This is a genomic window from Enterobacter sp. HNDS-6, assembly GCF_039850505.1.
GTDB lineage: Bacteria > Pseudomonadota > Gammaproteobacteria > Enterobacterales > Enterobacteriaceae > Enterobacter > Enterobacter kobei.
The window spans coordinates 3,633,467-3,647,892 of sequence record NZ_CP156673.1; the positions used below are offsets into that span (position 1 = coordinate 3,633,467).

Here is a 14,426-nt window from a genome sequence, read left to right on the forward strand (position 1 = left end):
AAAATGTCAAAAGTTTGCACTATTGCCTGGGTTCACGGCATCGTTCAGGGCGTCGGGTTCCGCTACAGCACCCAGCGTGAGGCTCTTCAGCTCGGGATCGCGGGCTATGCGCGAAACATGGATGACGGCAGCGTTGAGGTGGTCGCCTGTGGCGACGCGGAGCAGGTAGAAAAACTGATGGTGTGGCTGAAAGCGGGTGGCCCGCGCAGCGCGCGGGTTGACAGGGTGCTAACAGAACCGCATCAACCCGGCCGGGAATACGAGAACTTCAGTATTCGTTATTAAATGCACTTCACCGGCTTTGGCAGGCCAGCAATTTTGGTGGCCTGTTTTGCCGGGCCTTTCGGAAACAGACGATACAGATAGCGGCTGTTGCCTTTCTCTTCGCCAAACTTATTGGCCATCGCTTTCACCAGCATGCGGATCGCCGGAGAGGTATTAAATTCGAGATAAAATTCGCGCACAAAACGCACGACTTCCCAGTGTTCGGGGGAGAGGGTGATACCCTCTTTCTCAGCAATCACTTCTGCCAGCGCTTCACTCCACTGGCCACTCTCTTTGAGATAACCGTCGTTATCGGTCTCGATCTCTTTGCCTTCAAAACTCAACATAGTCATTCACGCGTCAGTCAAAAACCGCAGCAGTGTAGCAAAAAACAAAGCCCCGCATAAGCGGGGCTCGGTTCACAGCGCTATGGATTAATCCCGGCTGGCGAAGCCCAGAATGCTCAGCAGGCTGACGAAGATGTTGTACAGCGATACATACAGGCTCACGGTGGCGCGAATGTAGTTCGTCTCACCGCCGTGAATGATGTTGCTGGTTTCATACAGGATCGCGCCAGATGACAGCAGGATAAACACCGCGCTAATCGCCAGATGCAGAGCAGGCAGCTGCAGGAAGATGTTAGCCACCATACCAATCAGCACCACCACGATACCCGCCATCAGCATACCGCCGAGGAAGGACATGTCCTTACGGGTGGTCAGCACGTAGGCCGAGCAGCAGAAGAACACCAGCGCGGTACCGCCCAGCGCCATGCCAATCACGTCGCCCATACCGGCAGACAGATACGCGTTCAGAATCGGCCCCAGGATATAGCCCAGGAAGCCGGTGAAGGCGAACGCGGACAGAATACCGACCGGTTTATCCGCGGTTTTGTAGGTCAGGAACATCAGCCCATACATCCCCACCAGCGTCAGGATCAGCCCCGGAGACGGCAGCATCAGCACGGTGCTGGCGGTGGCAGTGATCGCCGAAAACGCCAGCGTCAGGCTGAGCATGAAATAGGTATTGCGCAGCACCTTGTGGGTACTGAGTAGCGATGTGCGGTCGCGTGAAGAAGTAATAATACGATCCATGAGTCACTCTCTTATGACAGATGTAATTAGCGGAAAGAATAGGAAACGGCGAGCCAGTCTCAAAGTGGTTTTACCCATCTTTACTCAGCACGTTAGCGAAGGAGATGGTTATTTCTTCTGCAGAAATGCATTTCACCAGAATGAACAGCGGTTTGAGAAAATTTACCAGATCAACCTCTTATAGGTTACTGAAAAATATTGCGTTATTACCCTTAGGGCGCTAAGAGTTATCTCCGGATCGTCATAAAACAGACAATAAGGCGAAGGACATGAAACCACAAACACGCACGCGCTTTACACTCTCTTTACTTACCGCCGGGATCCTGTGCGCCAGTACGGCATCCTGGGCGGCCAACGTCCCGGCAGGAACCGCGCTGGCAGAGAAACAGGAACTGGTCAGAAATAATGGCAGTGAACCGGCTTCGCTCGATCCGCATAAAGTCGAAAGCGATGTCGAATTCAATATTATCAGCGATTTATTCGAAGGTCTGGTGAGCGTCTCCCCGACGGGTGAAATTCAGCCCCGGCTGGCGGAAAAGTGGGAGAACAAAGACAATACCGTCTGGACGTTCCATTTGCGGCCGGGCATCACCTGGAGCGACGGGACAGCGATTACCGCAGAAGATGTGGTCTGGAGCTGGCAGCGCCTGATCGATCCTAAAACGGCGTCACCGTATGCCAGCTATCCGGGCAACATGCATATTGCCAACGCGGCCGATATCGCCCAGGGGAAAAAAGCCCCCGATACGCTGGGGGTAAAAGCGATTAACGATACCACCCTGGAAGTGACGCTCACGCAGCCAAACGCGGCTTTCCTTGCGATGCTGGCGCACCCGTCGCTGGTACCGGTGGACAAAGTGCTGATTGGGCGTTTTGGCGATAAGTGGACCAAGCCGGAGCATTTCGTCAGCAGCGGGGCGTATAAACTTTCTCAGTGGGTGGTCAACGAACGCATTGTGGCGGAGCGTAACGCGCGCTACTGGGATAATGCGCATACCGTTATCAACAAAGTGACGTATTTGCCCATCACCTCTGAAGCTTCGGATGTGAACCGCTATAAAGCGGGTGAAATTGATATTGTCTACACGGTCCCCATTAACCAGTTTGCCCAGCTGAAGAAAACCCTTGGCAGCGAGCTGGACGTTTCACCGCAGCTCGCGACCTATTACTACGAGTTCAACACCACGCGCCCGCCGTTCAACGACGCGCGCGTGCGTAAGGCGCTGAATATGGCGCTGGATAAAGACATCATTGCAGGGAAAGTGTTAGGGCAGGGGCAGCGTCCGGCGTGGCTGATTAGCCAGCCGGACATCGGTGGGGTCAAGCTGCAGAACCCGGATTACGCCAGCTGGCCGCTGGACAAGCGCATCGCGGAGGCGAAAAAACTGCTCAGCGAAGCGGGGTATAACGAAAGCCATCCTCTGCGCTTCAACCTGCTTTATAACACCTCTGAATCGCACCAGCGCATCGCGATTGCCGCCAGCTCCATGTGGAAGAAAAACCTCGGCGTGGACGCGAAGCTGCAAAATCAGGAGTGGAAAACCATGCTGGATACCATGCACACCCACAACTTTGACGCGGTGCGTTACGCATGGATTGCGGACTACGACGATGCAGCAACCTTCCTGAACAACTTCCGTACCGGCGACAGCGAAAATACCAGCCAGTACAGCAATCCGGAGTACGACCAGGCCCTGATCAACGCCGCGAAAGCGAAAACAGCCGGGGAACGGGGTAAGTTCTACCAGCAGGCGGAGGATCTGCTTGGCCGTGATGTGCCAGCCATTCCGGTTTATCACTACGTTCGTACCCACCTGGTCAAACCGTGGGTAGGGGGATTCACACCGGATAAGCTCGGGTACTATTTCACAAAAGACATGTACATCAAAAAGCATTAAGAGGGCGGGCTGAATGTTATGCTGTTAAAATCGCCGATATGTCGTCAGTTCAACCGATTAAACGCGTTTTGGCTATTTTTACAGCGAACGATTGCAGCCACTCTTTACAGCACGCGGTGAGGTGTTTATAGTTCGCCTCACTTAGGAAGTGTGGCCGAGCGGTTGAAGGCACCGGTCTTGAAAACCGGCGACCCGAAAGGGTTCCAGAGTTCGAATCTCTGCGCTTCCGCCAGATATAAACCCCAGCTTACTCGTTAAGCTGGGGTTTTTCTTTTGGCGTGAATTTAAAACCTGACGTTTATGAACGGATAAACGCAAGAATGTCCGCGTTGATGGTCTCCGCATGCGTGGTGTGCATCCCGTGCGGGAAGCCTGGATAAATTTTCAGCACGCTGTTCGCCAGCAGCTTGTCCTGCAGAAGGGCGGCATTCTTATACGGTACGACCTGATCGTCATCGCCCTGCATTACCAGAACGGGAACCGTGATGGCTTTTAAGTCCTCCGTCTGGTCAGTCTCTGAAAACGCCTTAATCCCCTCATAGTGCGCTTTGGCACTGCCAATCATTCCCTGACGCCACCAGTTCTGAATCGTACCCTGTGAAACCTCCGCGCCATCCCGGTTAAAACCGTAAAAAGGGCCGCTGGCTACGTCGAGGTAAAACTGCGCGCGATTGGCTGCCAGCGCACTACGGAAGCCGTCAAACACCTCGATGGGTGTCCCGCCGGGGTTATTCTCTGTTTTGACCATCAGCGGGGGAACGGCGCTGACGAGCACCGCTTTGGCGACGCGCCCCTGCGGCTGGCCGTATTTCGCTACATAGCGGGCGACCTGGCCGCCGCCGGTAGAGTGACCGACATGCACGGCATTGTGCAGATCCAGGCTTTCAACCACGGCCGACGCGTCGGCCGCATAATGATCCATATCGTGACCTTCACTGACCTGATCCGAACGTCCATGACCACGACGATCGATAGCGATAACGCGATAGCCCTCTGCAAGGAAGAAGAGCATCTGGTTATCCCAGTCATCGGCACTCAATGGCCAGCCGTGATGGAAAACAATGGGTTGAGCTTCTTTCGGACCCCAGTCTTTGTAATAAATGTTGACGCCGTCTTTTGTTGTTACGAATGCCATACCGCAGACTCCTCTGTTAAAAACAACACGACCCCTAAAGTGTAGGAGAAATCATATCAGCGGTGGGTTTCATTCCCGTGAAAGGTATTCATTTTGCATTCAGGGCTCTGGCGCGGTGCGCCAGAGCCCCCAGGGCGGGGTCATACAGCGGGGCTTAGCGGTTCTCTTCAATATAGCGGGCGAGATCTGCCGGGGTCTTCAACACCGTCGCTACGTCAGTTGGCGGGATCATACAGCCGTAAACGTCCTGCACTTCCAGCACCATATCGACTGCCAGAATAGAGTCGAGAATATCAGATTCAATCAGTTCATCGTGAAAGCCCACTTTACGGGATAATACTTTTTCGAACAGGGCGAGAATTTCGTTTTCCATTATGTTTCCTGGATAATTAATGAGTGCGGGCGTAAGCGTCCAGCAATTTGCGGTCAATTTTGCCGTTAGGGTTCAGCGGCAACGCGTCTTTTACGATAATTTGTGAAGGCACCATATAGTGGGGAACCACTTTCGACAGCGAGGTTTTGATCGTATCCGGTGCCATTTCCGTCACGCAGAACGCGGCAATACGCAGCACGCTGCCGCAGGGTTTCATCAGCGGCATCACTACCGCTTCATTAATGCCGGACATGGCCAGCAGACGGTTTTCGATCTCGTTGATTTCAATACGGTAGCCATTCAGTTTGACCTGACTATCGTTGCGACCCTGGCAATAGATCATCCCCGCTGCATAACCCAGATCGCCGGTCCGGTAGCCGCGACACGCGTCATCTTCCCGATGCAGTAATTTTGCCGCGTTCTCCTGCGGCAGGCCGAGGTAGCCGCGCATGACGTTTTTACCCCAGATAATCAGCTCGCCCTCGGCGGAAATGTCCATTCTGCTCTCCGGCATCATGACCCCCACCGGCAGCACGGCGCTGTCCTGGTTAAGGATCTCATCCGTAATTTCAACCACCGTCGTCGCGATGGTCGCTTCCGTTGGGCCATAGGAGTTGATGATTTTGGCCTGCGGGAAACGGCGGCGCAGCTGTTTAACCAGCGCTTTATTGAGCACTTCACCAATGAAGATAAAGACGCCGAGTTCAGGCAAATACTCGCTGTTAAACTGCGGGGACAGCAGCTGCTGGTAGGCAAAAGAGGGCGTGGACACCCAGGCGGAGACCGCGTTGCTTTTGAGTCGCGCCAGCCAGTTCTCTTTCTGAATATCCTCTTTGGCGTTGAGCACGATGTGTCCGCCCATCGCCAGGTTCGCCAGCAAAGGGATCAGGGAGAGGTCAAAGCTGAACACCGCGTGGTTCATCAGCACCGGTTTTGCCGGCAGGAAAAAGTCCTGGCTGATCCATTTCATGAAGTGCCAGACGCTCTCACGTCCAATCTGCACGCCTTTCGGTTTGCCGGTGCTGCCTGAGGTAAACATGATATAGGCCAGATCCTGCTCTTCCAGGACCTTGCCCGCTTCACCGGTGGCAATAAACTGCCGGGTTGCCACGTCGTAATAGTAAGGGACACTGGCCAGGCTACAAATCTCCCGGAGCCGCTCCTGCGGGTAGATGCAATCCACCGGGATGTACGGAATGTTGTGCAACAGGCAGCTATAAATCGCCACGGCGAACTCGGCCTGCTGATGACCATATAATACGACCGGTGTGCCTTCGATAGGCTTGCAGCGTTGATAGCGTTCCGCCCAGTCCATCACGGCGGCGGAAAGCTGTAGCCAGCTGAGGGTTTCGTCGCTACCAGTTATGGCCAGCTGCTGCGGGGAGGCGGGATCGCGCAATGCCGCACGTAAGAAATCCTGCAGTTCCTGCAGATCGGTGTGATTTTTCATAGAGGAGACATTCCACTAAAGATGTAAAGGGATCCTGCGGCGCTGCCCAGCGTCAGAATTCGCCCCAAAAACGCAACTGCCGGATACTGCAAACCGCGGTGTAATGCCGGGCTGCGTTTGGCTGACCACAGCAGCATGTTGTGTGCGACGGAAATGGCGCCAAACAGCGCGCCGCTGATGACATAATGGCGTTCCAGGCCATTCCATGCCCCCATGCAGAACAGGGTGCAAAAAATACCGATATTTTGCGCCAGCGTTTTGTTCTGACGGAAAAAGTTGAACTTCATCAGGTTCATATAGACGGGCATAAACACCACATCGCGCAGCCATTCAGACAGGCTGATGTGGAAGCGCCGCCAGAAGTCCTGAGGGTTCTTTGCAAGCAGCGGCATATTGAAGTTTGCCGGAATATTCAGCCCGAATAAGTGCCCGGCACCGATGGCCATATTGCTGTAACCTGCAAAATCAAAGTACAGATAGGCGCTGTAAGCAATCGACATCACCACGCCGACGGTCAGCGAAAACGGCTTATGGCTCCAGGGCTGCACCACAAGCGAATCGATCAGCATGGCAAACAGGAACTTCTGGATGATGCCGGTGACGATCTGCTCTAACGCTGTTAAACATTGTTCACGGTTAAGGGTGAATGCGGGTTTATTCACATCGCTCATCCATGTCCGCCAGCGGTACATCGGCCCGGCCAGAATAATAAAGGGCATAAAGAGGTAGCAGAAATAGTGCAGAATATTCTGACCCTCTTTTTTACTGCGATACAACAGCACATCCACCGCGCGAAAGGTCATAAAAGAGAGGCCGATCATGCCGAGATGGTGATTAAAATGTAATTTCACCAAAAACAGTGGCAGCAGCGTTAACACGATCGCCTGCCAGGTTTTTAACCATCCTTTTTCTTTTAACGTGGCGAAAAGATAAAAACAGCCAAAAACGATCGCCGGAATACGATAATCGCCCTGAAAAATATAGCCCCAGCCCAATGCTGTCAGGACGGCCAAGGACGATAACCAGGTCAGGCGATGGCGCAGCAGGCGATTAATCAGCGCAAATACCCCTGCCGATGAAAATAAACAGACAAAAAACAGTCCTGAGCTGTACATCATTCGGCCTCAGAATTTCTGATATTCAAAATGCAGTTGCATACTCATGCTGTCATCGACAGCGGTCCACGCGACGATGGTGATCCCAAGCAGGAGATAAAGGAAAAACAGACGGATCGCGATTTTCATTATTTAAAACTCTGTGCAATAAAGCGAAGCATAGGCACCCAGGCCAGTTCAGTCGGGTGCAGTCGGTCCCAGTTCCAGCCATTCTGATAAGGCATAGCGTACATATCTAAATAAGGGATCTGGTTCTCTTTCAGAATTGATTGAATTTGCTTATCGTACGGGCGGAAAGTATCGGTATGGTAAAGCGCCCACGGGTTAACCGGGTCGACGATAGCAATGACCTGCACGTGATGTGCCTTCAGCAGCTGGACGGTTTTCCTGAACGCAGCGAATTGGCCGGGCACCACCGGCGTGTCATCCCACTGCTGCGGCTTACCGTCCTCTTCGTAAATCGTTTTGTCCATCCACAGGGTCGCCGCGCTTTGCTGGCGAACTTTATTTAATTCACGGGCATTCGCCAGCTCTTTATTCCAGTCCGGAGTAATGTGTGTGGTTGGCTGTTGCGGCCAGGGTTGCGCCGTCTCAGGCCTGATATTGAGCAGCGACAGCCAGTCGTTTTTTATCAGGGTACAAAAATTAGCGAACTGGAAACCGATCTCATCCCAAATCAGATCGGGGTGCCAGCCGAAGACACGCATTTGCCCAAAGGTTAAATGGCTTATCTCTTTAGCATCAATATGTTTTAAATAATTCACGAGGATCGGACGTGCCTGCGGATCCTTCATCAGGGGATCAAAAACAGAGCCCGGAAAATTATCCGCATAGATAGCGGGTGGCAGACCTTTTGAGTAAAAGCTGTCAGGTGCCAACAATAAAACCACTTTACTGTTTGCGTTAAGGCTATTTTTAAAACGTGAAAACAGTAAAAATTGTGTTTCATCATCGACAAACGCATCGCCATACGCCACGACGGGTTGGTGTAATTGCTGATTAAAATAATGATAGACCGCGTAATGTTCATCTTCAGAGGTGGCAACTTCAGAGGCACCAATGAAGAAAATGGCATTCCCCTCCAGGGCATGGGAAATGGTGGCAATTTTTTCCGCTTGTTCTTTCGGTGTGCCCGCCATGGATTTGATCAGCGGCTGGAATTTAAGCGGCGGATCAAAGCTGGTCACCAGCGGGTGAATGCTGAGGAATAAAATGGCCAGGGCTGCCATCAGGATATGTAAGCAAAACGTATTTTTGATTTTCATCATTAACCAGTAAGACTACATGGCGGCAATTTTCTAAAATCCGTTAATAACCGGCTTTATAACAATTACACAACAAATGGCCGTCTATTTTGGGGCATTCTATACCAGAGCGATTTAGAAGGATGAGCGTTGCCGTGTAACGGTATGTACAAGTGGGAGAGAGCGACGCGGGGATCGGGGAATGAGCGATTTTTTGCGCAGTTAAACGCCAGGGCGTAGAAATAGAAAAATTCCTGCTTTACAAGGCGCTAATAGATGTTTATAGTGCGCCTCACTTTGGAAGCGTGGCCGAGCGGTTGAAGGCACCGGTCTTGAAAACCGGCGACCCGAAAGGGTTCTAGAGTTCGAATCTCTACGCTTCCGCCAAATTCGAAACCCAGGTCGTTATGCGACCTGGGTTTTTTGTTTGTTAAAACCGCCTTAACCGGGAATTCTGGTGCCGGAGTTACTCCGTCGATACTGCAGCGGCGTCTGACGCATCATCTTTTTAAAGCAGGTAATGAAATAGGTCACCTCGCTAAACCCCACTGCCAGTGCAATGGCGTCAACAGGCTCATCGCTGTACCGTAACAGATCGCAGCTGCTTTTAATCCGCCGGGTCAGCAAATATTCGTGGATGCTACCGCCGGTCTGCTGGCGGAAAATGCGTGAGGTATAGCTTCGCGAGAGCCCCAGGTCGTGCGCTAACCGATCGAGCGAAAACTTGCTGGCATAGTGGGCTTCGACCCAGCTCATTATCCGCGAGGCGACGGTCTGCTGGCGCGGCGGGTAGGGCTGCGGCTGCTCGGGCAGACATGTCATGAGCTGCATCACCAGAAATGCCACCTCGCAGGCCTCGGTCTGCGCGTTGTCCTCCAGGCGCTGAAACTGTTCAAGTATTCTCTCAATAAACGGCGCGTGCGTGCTGAGATCGTAAATTTGTGCCGGGAGATTGCTGGCGGCCAGCGCGGCGAACCGGGCCTGATGGCGCGGAAAGGTGCTGAGCGCACTTTCGACGACCGATTGCGCAATGTGCATGGTGGTGCGGTGGTAGGGGTTCTTATCGCTATGATCGACCTGCACTTTGTGCAAACGGAAGGGCGGGAAGACAAATAAACGCCCTGGACGGGCGGTGTAGTGCTGATTGTCCACCACCACGATGCCATAACCGCTGGAAATATAGAGCAATTCAACGCACTGATGCCAGTGGTAGTAAACCGCGCTGGTGGTGTACATGCGGTTAAATGAAATGGCCTGCCGATCGAGCGTAATGCGTTCCAGCAGTTGCGTCTCACCCATTTGACCTCCAGGACAACAGATTTAAATTTTTAGACCATCATTTGTAATTTATCCCTCTCTCGAACGACAAAATCCAGCAAAAATGAAATGCCGGTTTAATTTTGTGAGTCTGCTCACTCAGCACCGGGAATAAAAGCGGTTACTCTTCATTCAGACGTCGCACTCGTGGCTTTAAAAAGCCAAATAACAATAACTTATCTCTACCCTCGTGTTATGCGGGAGGACCCTGTGCAACCTGAAAATATTCATCTGGATAACCCACTGACGAGCCGTGATGAGGTACTGCGGCTGGTTAACGATATGCTGAACGCGGTGACGCCTTATTTTAAAAAAGACGCCAGCCGCATTGATTTAGCGAACTTTACCGCTCACTACGGCCAGCAGGTCGCGAGCATGGAAACCTTTTCCCGTCTGCTGTGGGGCATCACGCCATTGTTGGCTGGCGGCAGCGAGCCGCAACACTTCTCTTTCTATTTACAGGCGATAAAAAACGGCACCAATCCGCAGCATGCTGATTACTGGGGCGATGTCGGTCCTTTCGATCAGCGAATCGTCGAAATGGCGGCTTACGGGTTACTGCTGGCGCTGGCGGGCGAAACCGTCTTGGCACATTTCACTGAGACGGAGAAAGAGAATCTATGGCGCTGGCTAAAGCAGTGCGAGACCCAGGATATCCCCGATAACAACTGGCACTTCTTTCCGATTCTGGTGCAGGTTGGCTTCCATTATTGTGGCATGCCGACCCATCCGCAGGCGCTGGAAAATCACTTCGCTGCCATGGAGCACTACTATCTTGGCGATGGCTGGTACTCCGATGGTCCGGGCCGGCCGCGCGACTATTACATCTCGATGGGCTTCCATTTCTATGGACTGATTTACGCGAAGCTAATGGCCGATGTCGATCCAACGCGGTGCGCAACCCTGCGCGATCGCGCCGCGCGTTTCTCCTCTGACTTCATTCATTTCTTTGCCGAAGACGGCTCGGCGATCCCGTTTGGCCGTAGCCTGACCTACCGCTTTGCCGAGGCGGCGTTCTGGAGTGCGGCGGCTTTCGCCGGGCTGGAGGTCTTTTCGCCGGGCGTAATTAAGGGCATCGTGCTGCGCCATCTGCGCTGGTGGCTGAAGCAGCCGATATTCGACCGCGACGGCATACTGAGCGTCGGCTACAGCTACCCGAATCTGGCGATGGCGGAAGACTACAACGCGCCGGGTTCACCGTACTGGGGCCTGAAGACCCTGCTGGTACTGGCATTAGATGAGGGCGACGCCTTCTGGCAGGCGGCCGAGCTGCCGCTGCCGCCATTGCCCGCGCAGCACACGATAGCCCACGCGGATCAGGTGGTGGTGCATCAGGCCGATCACCTGTGGATGCTGACGTCCGGCCAGCTGGAGCTGAACAACTTCGTGAATACCGAAGCGAAATACTGCAAATTTGCCTATTCCACCCGCTTTGGCTTCACCCTCGAACGCGGGCGCTATGGCCTGAACCATGCCGCACCCGATTCGATGCTGCTGCTGGCCGAAAAAGATAACTACTGGCGTGGCCGCCGTGCATGCCAGCACGTGGTCACCGCTGACGGTACCATATACAGCCGCTGGCTGCCGTGGCGCGACGTGGTGATTGAGAGCTGGCTGCTGGCGCTGGGCGACTGGCAACTGCGCGTCCATCGTATCAATACTCAACGCGCGCTGGATTGCGCGGAAGGGGGCTTTAGCCTCGCGAACCGCCCACAGCCGCAGGCGCAGGAGATGGAAAGCGCCTGCTGGTTACGCAATGCCCAGGATGCCTCAGCCATTTTCTGTTTACATCCGCACGCCCGCCGCGGCGAAACGGTGGTGACGCCGCCAAACAGTAATCTGTTGTTTGCCGAGCGCGCGGCAGTGCCGCTGCTGCGCGGTGAACTCGACCCCGGCACGCATTTGCTGATAAGCGCGGTGTGGGCGGGAAATGCCGCAGGCTTCGATCCGCAACACTGCCCGCAGGCCTTCATTAGCGATGACGCGGTACGCTTCGTGATGGCACGACAAGAAACGACGCTCGTTCTGGCCCCGGAGACATCGCTATGAGCACATCATCGTCCGTACGCGCCGCACAGTACAAAATGAGTACCTTTATTTTTCTCTACTTCTTCACCTGGTCATCCAGCTTTGGCCTGTACGCCTTGTGGCTGAGCCAGAAAGTGGGCCTCGATAGCATCACTATCGGCAGCGTGTTCGCCATCAATGGCGTCTTCGCGGTTGTCCTGAAGCCGGTGTATGGCTACATCATGGACAAAATCGGCATGAGCAAGTGGCTGCTCTATTTTGTCTGCGCCATTTCTGCGCTGATGGCGCCGTTTTTTGCGCTGGTGTACCAGCCGCTGCTGGAAAGCCATGCGATGGCCGGGATTATCATCGGCGCGCTGTATCTGAGCCTGGGCTGGTACGCTGGCGTGGCGGCGTCTGAATCTTACGCTGACCGCTTTAGCCGCCTGTACGGGCTGGAGTTTGGCCGCATCAGAATGTGGGGTTCGCTGGGCTGGGCGATGGCGGCTTCGGTCTCCGGGCTGTTGTTTAACGTCACGCCGCTGGCCAACTTTCTGCTCAGCAGCGGTACCTCGGTACTGATGCTGCTGGTGCTGATTAGCCTCAAAATCGGCGATGAGCAACTGCGTAATAACAGCGTTATTTCCGCCAATAAGATTGTCTTCGCCGATGTGCTGATGCTCCTGAAAAACCGCAAATTCTGGATGTTCAGCCTCTACGTCGCCGGGGTGGCGTGGATGATGTTTATCGCCGAACAGCAATTCCCGCGCTACTTCGTATCATTCTTCGCCACCAAAGAGCAGGGAAATGCCTGGTACGGCTACCTGAGCACCGTCCAGTCGGGTATGGAATTCCTGATGATGATGTGTATCCCGTGGCTGGTGAATCACTACGGCGCCAAGCGCGGCCTGGTGTTCTGCGGCTGCGTGGTCGGGGCTCGGCTGATCGCCTCCGGACTCACCAGTGACCCGATAGTGATCTCTATCATCAAACCGTTTTATGGCGTCGAGATCGCGCTGCTGCTGATCTCGGTCTTCAAATACATCGCCGAACATTTCCATCGTCGGGTTAACGCCACGATGTACCTGCTGGGCTACCAGGCGATGATTTACGTGGGGTCGATTGTGGTCGCCCCACCTGCTGGCTATCTGTACGACAGGATAGGCTTTGAGCATACCTATCTGCTGATGGGCTGCTGCGCCCTGATTTTTACGCTGATTTCCGCCTTTACGCTGTCGCGCTGCCAGTCGAAGTGCGATGTCTCACGCCCCTTTGCTCCGGCATTAGATTCCGCCCCGGTTGAACCGGCCAAACATTAATTCAGGAGTTGTTATGATCAAATCTGTTATCACCGAAGCGCTGCGGCCGATCGAACTGCATCAGGTCGATCGCCTGGCCCTGAGCCAGAAGCTGGAAGCGGCGTTAACCCGCGTAACGCGCAAGCTCGACAAAAATATTGTTGCCTTCGGCGATAAATTCCCCGGCGAAGCCTGTGAGAAGGGCGTCTGGCCGCGCACCGATAACGTGGAATGGACCACCAGTTTTTGGCCAGGCCAGCTGTGGCTGGCGTGGGAGATGACGGGCAAAGCGCATTATCGCGACGCCGCCGAGCGCTATTTACCGTCGTTCGCCCGGCGTATTGAGCAGCGTATCGACACGGCAACGCACGATCTTGGTTTTCTCTATTCGCTTTCCTGCATCAGCGCCTGGCGCCTCACCGGCAACGAAGCCGCTCGCCGGTCGGCGCTGCTGGCAGCCGAGCGCCTGATGGAGCGTTTTAACCCAACGGCCAGGATTATCCAGGCATGGGGTGATTTAAACGACCCGGAGCAGCAGGGGCGAATGATCATCGACTGCAACATGAACCTGCCGCTGCTGTACTGGGCCAGCGAACAGACCGGAGATCCGCGCTATGCGCAAGCGGCGACGGCTCACGCCGGACAGGCCGCGAACTATATCGTGCGGGAAGATGCCTCGACGTATCACACTTACTATATGGATGTGCAGACGGGTGAGCCGCGCTTTGGTAATACCCATCAGGGCTACAGCGACACCTCGTGCTGGTCGCGCGGGCAGGCATGGGGCATTTACGGCTTCCTGCTCAGCTATCAGCACACCGGCGATAAGCAGATGGTTGAGCTGTCACGCAGCCTGGCACATTACTTCCTCAACCGTTTGCCGGAAGATGATGTGTGCCACTGGGATCTGGCGCTGCTCGGCACCGACGCCGTGCGCGACAGTTCAGCGGCGGCGATTGCCGCTTGCGGTCTGCTGGAGCTGGTCAAGGCGCTGCCGACGCTCGACGCAAATCGTGCGTATTACGAAGAGATGGCGCTGCGTATTGCGCTGTCGCTGACCGATAACTACCTTGCCCACGACGACGATCCGACCGAAGGGCTGCTGCAACACTCGGTTTATCATATGGGCAGCGGCAAGGGGGTCGATCAGTGCTGTAGCTGGGGAGACTATTTCTATCTCGAGCTGCTGGCGCGGCTGCGACAGATTTGGCACCCGTACTGGTAACCCTGA

The 14,426-nt window shown here is 54.4% G+C and carries 13 protein-coding genes and 2 tRNA genes; 7 read left to right on the top strand and 8 right to left on the bottom strand.

The annotated features are described in order from the left end of the window. The first annotated feature begins 3 nt into the window (after window positions 1-3). Entirely contained in the window at window positions 4-285 is a 282-nt protein-coding gene (gene yccX, locus ABFI50_RS16905) for an acylphosphatase (protein ID WP_023338217.1), read from the top strand. On the opposite strand, the gene tusE is transcribed toward yccX, so the two are convergent. Both tusE and yccA read right to left on the bottom strand, forming a co-directional pair. After that, window positions 282-611 (bottom strand): sulfurtransferase TusE, encoded by a 330-nt coding sequence (gene tusE, locus ABFI50_RS16910; protein WP_014883264.1) that lies wholly within the window; start codon window positions 609-611, stop codon window positions 282-284. The genes yccX and tusE overlap by 4 nt on opposite strands. Before the next feature lie 87 nt (window positions 612-698). Further along, on the bottom strand, window positions 699-1,358 hold the full coding sequence (gene yccA, locus ABFI50_RS16915) for an FtsH protease modulator YccA (RefSeq protein WP_013097244.1): 660 nt from the start codon (window positions 1,356-1,358) through the stop codon (window positions 699-701). A 269-nt stretch (window positions 1,359-1,627) separates the two neighbouring features. Between yccA and ABFI50_RS16920 the strand changes: the two genes are divergently transcribed. Next, complete coding sequence (locus ABFI50_RS16920) at window positions 1,628-3,256, top strand: ABC transporter substrate-binding protein (protein WP_023338218.1); 1,629 nt, start codon at window positions 1,628-1,630, stop codon at window positions 3,254-3,256. 144 nt (window positions 3,257-3,400) lie between these two features. Continuing rightward, window positions 3,401-3,488 (top strand) — tRNA-Ser (locus ABFI50_RS16925). A 66-nt stretch (window positions 3,489-3,554) separates the two neighbouring features. On the opposite strand, the gene ABFI50_RS16930 is transcribed toward ABFI50_RS16925, so the two are convergent. The 5 genes from ABFI50_RS16930 to ABFI50_RS16950 all read right to left on the bottom strand — a co-directional run bounded on the left by ABFI50_RS16930 (window position 3,555) and on the right by ABFI50_RS16950 (window position 8,594). After that, complete coding sequence (locus ABFI50_RS16930; RefSeq protein ID WP_014883268.1) at window positions 3,555-4,391, bottom strand: alpha/beta hydrolase; 837 nt, start codon at window positions 4,389-4,391, stop codon at window positions 3,555-3,557. A gap of 154 nt (window positions 4,392-4,545) precedes the next feature. Continuing rightward, entirely contained in the window at window positions 4,546-4,764 is a 219-nt protein-coding gene (locus ABFI50_RS16935) for an acyl carrier protein (RefSeq protein WP_023332630.1), read from the bottom strand. A 16-nt stretch (window positions 4,765-4,780) separates the two neighbouring features. After that, entirely contained in the window at window positions 4,781-6,214 is a 1,434-nt protein-coding gene (locus ABFI50_RS16940) for an AMP-binding protein (RefSeq protein WP_347484599.1), read from the bottom strand. Continuing rightward, complete coding sequence (locus ABFI50_RS16945) at window positions 6,211-7,329, bottom strand: MBOAT family O-acyltransferase (protein ID WP_347486124.1); 1,119 nt, start codon at window positions 7,327-7,329, stop codon at window positions 6,211-6,213. Before ABFI50_RS16945 ends, ABFI50_RS16940 begins: the two co-directional genes overlap by 4 nt. Window positions 7,330-7,457: 128 nt before the next feature. Continuing rightward, window positions 7,458-8,594 carry a D-alanyl-lipoteichoic acid biosynthesis protein DltD gene (locus ABFI50_RS16950; RefSeq protein ID WP_032664875.1) on the bottom strand — a complete coding sequence of 379 codons (1,137 nt, stop codon included), beginning with the start codon at window positions 8,592-8,594 and terminating at the stop codon, window positions 7,458-7,460. A gap of 278 nt (window positions 8,595-8,872) precedes the next feature. On the opposite strand from ABFI50_RS16950, the gene ABFI50_RS16955 reads away from it, so the two are divergent. Beyond that, window positions 8,873-8,960 (top strand) — tRNA-Ser (locus ABFI50_RS16955). Between the two features lie 54 nt (window positions 8,961-9,014). Here ABFI50_RS16955 and ABFI50_RS16960 read toward each other — a convergent pair. Next, the gene (locus ABFI50_RS16960; protein ID WP_045269363.1) at window positions 9,015-9,872 is read right to left on the bottom strand and encodes an AraC family transcriptional regulator; all 858 of its coding nucleotides are present in this window, start codon (window positions 9,870-9,872) and stop codon (window positions 9,015-9,017) included. Window positions 9,873-10,100: 228 nt separating this feature from the next. Between ABFI50_RS16960 and ABFI50_RS16965 the strand changes: the two genes are divergently transcribed. From ABFI50_RS16965 to ABFI50_RS16975, 3 genes are read left to right on the top strand one after another with little or no spacing between them, the layout of a single operon-like run. Then, window positions 10,101-11,939 carry a DUF2264 domain-containing protein gene (locus ABFI50_RS16965; RefSeq protein ID WP_347484601.1) on the top strand — a complete coding sequence of 613 codons (1,839 nt, stop codon included), beginning with the start codon at window positions 10,101-10,103 and terminating at the stop codon, window positions 11,937-11,939. Further along, window positions 11,936-13,216 (top strand): oligosaccharide MFS transporter, encoded by a 1,281-nt coding sequence (locus tag ABFI50_RS16970; RefSeq protein ID WP_014883276.1) that lies wholly within the window; start codon window positions 11,936-11,938, stop codon window positions 13,214-13,216. Before ABFI50_RS16965 ends, ABFI50_RS16970 begins: the two co-directional genes overlap by 4 nt. 13 nt (window positions 13,217-13,229) lie before the next feature. Then, window positions 13,230-14,420 (top strand): glycoside hydrolase family 88 protein, encoded by a 1,191-nt coding sequence (locus tag ABFI50_RS16975; protein WP_176260494.1) that lies wholly within the window; start codon window positions 13,230-13,232, stop codon window positions 14,418-14,420. Window positions 14,421-14,426 lie beyond the last annotated feature (6 nt).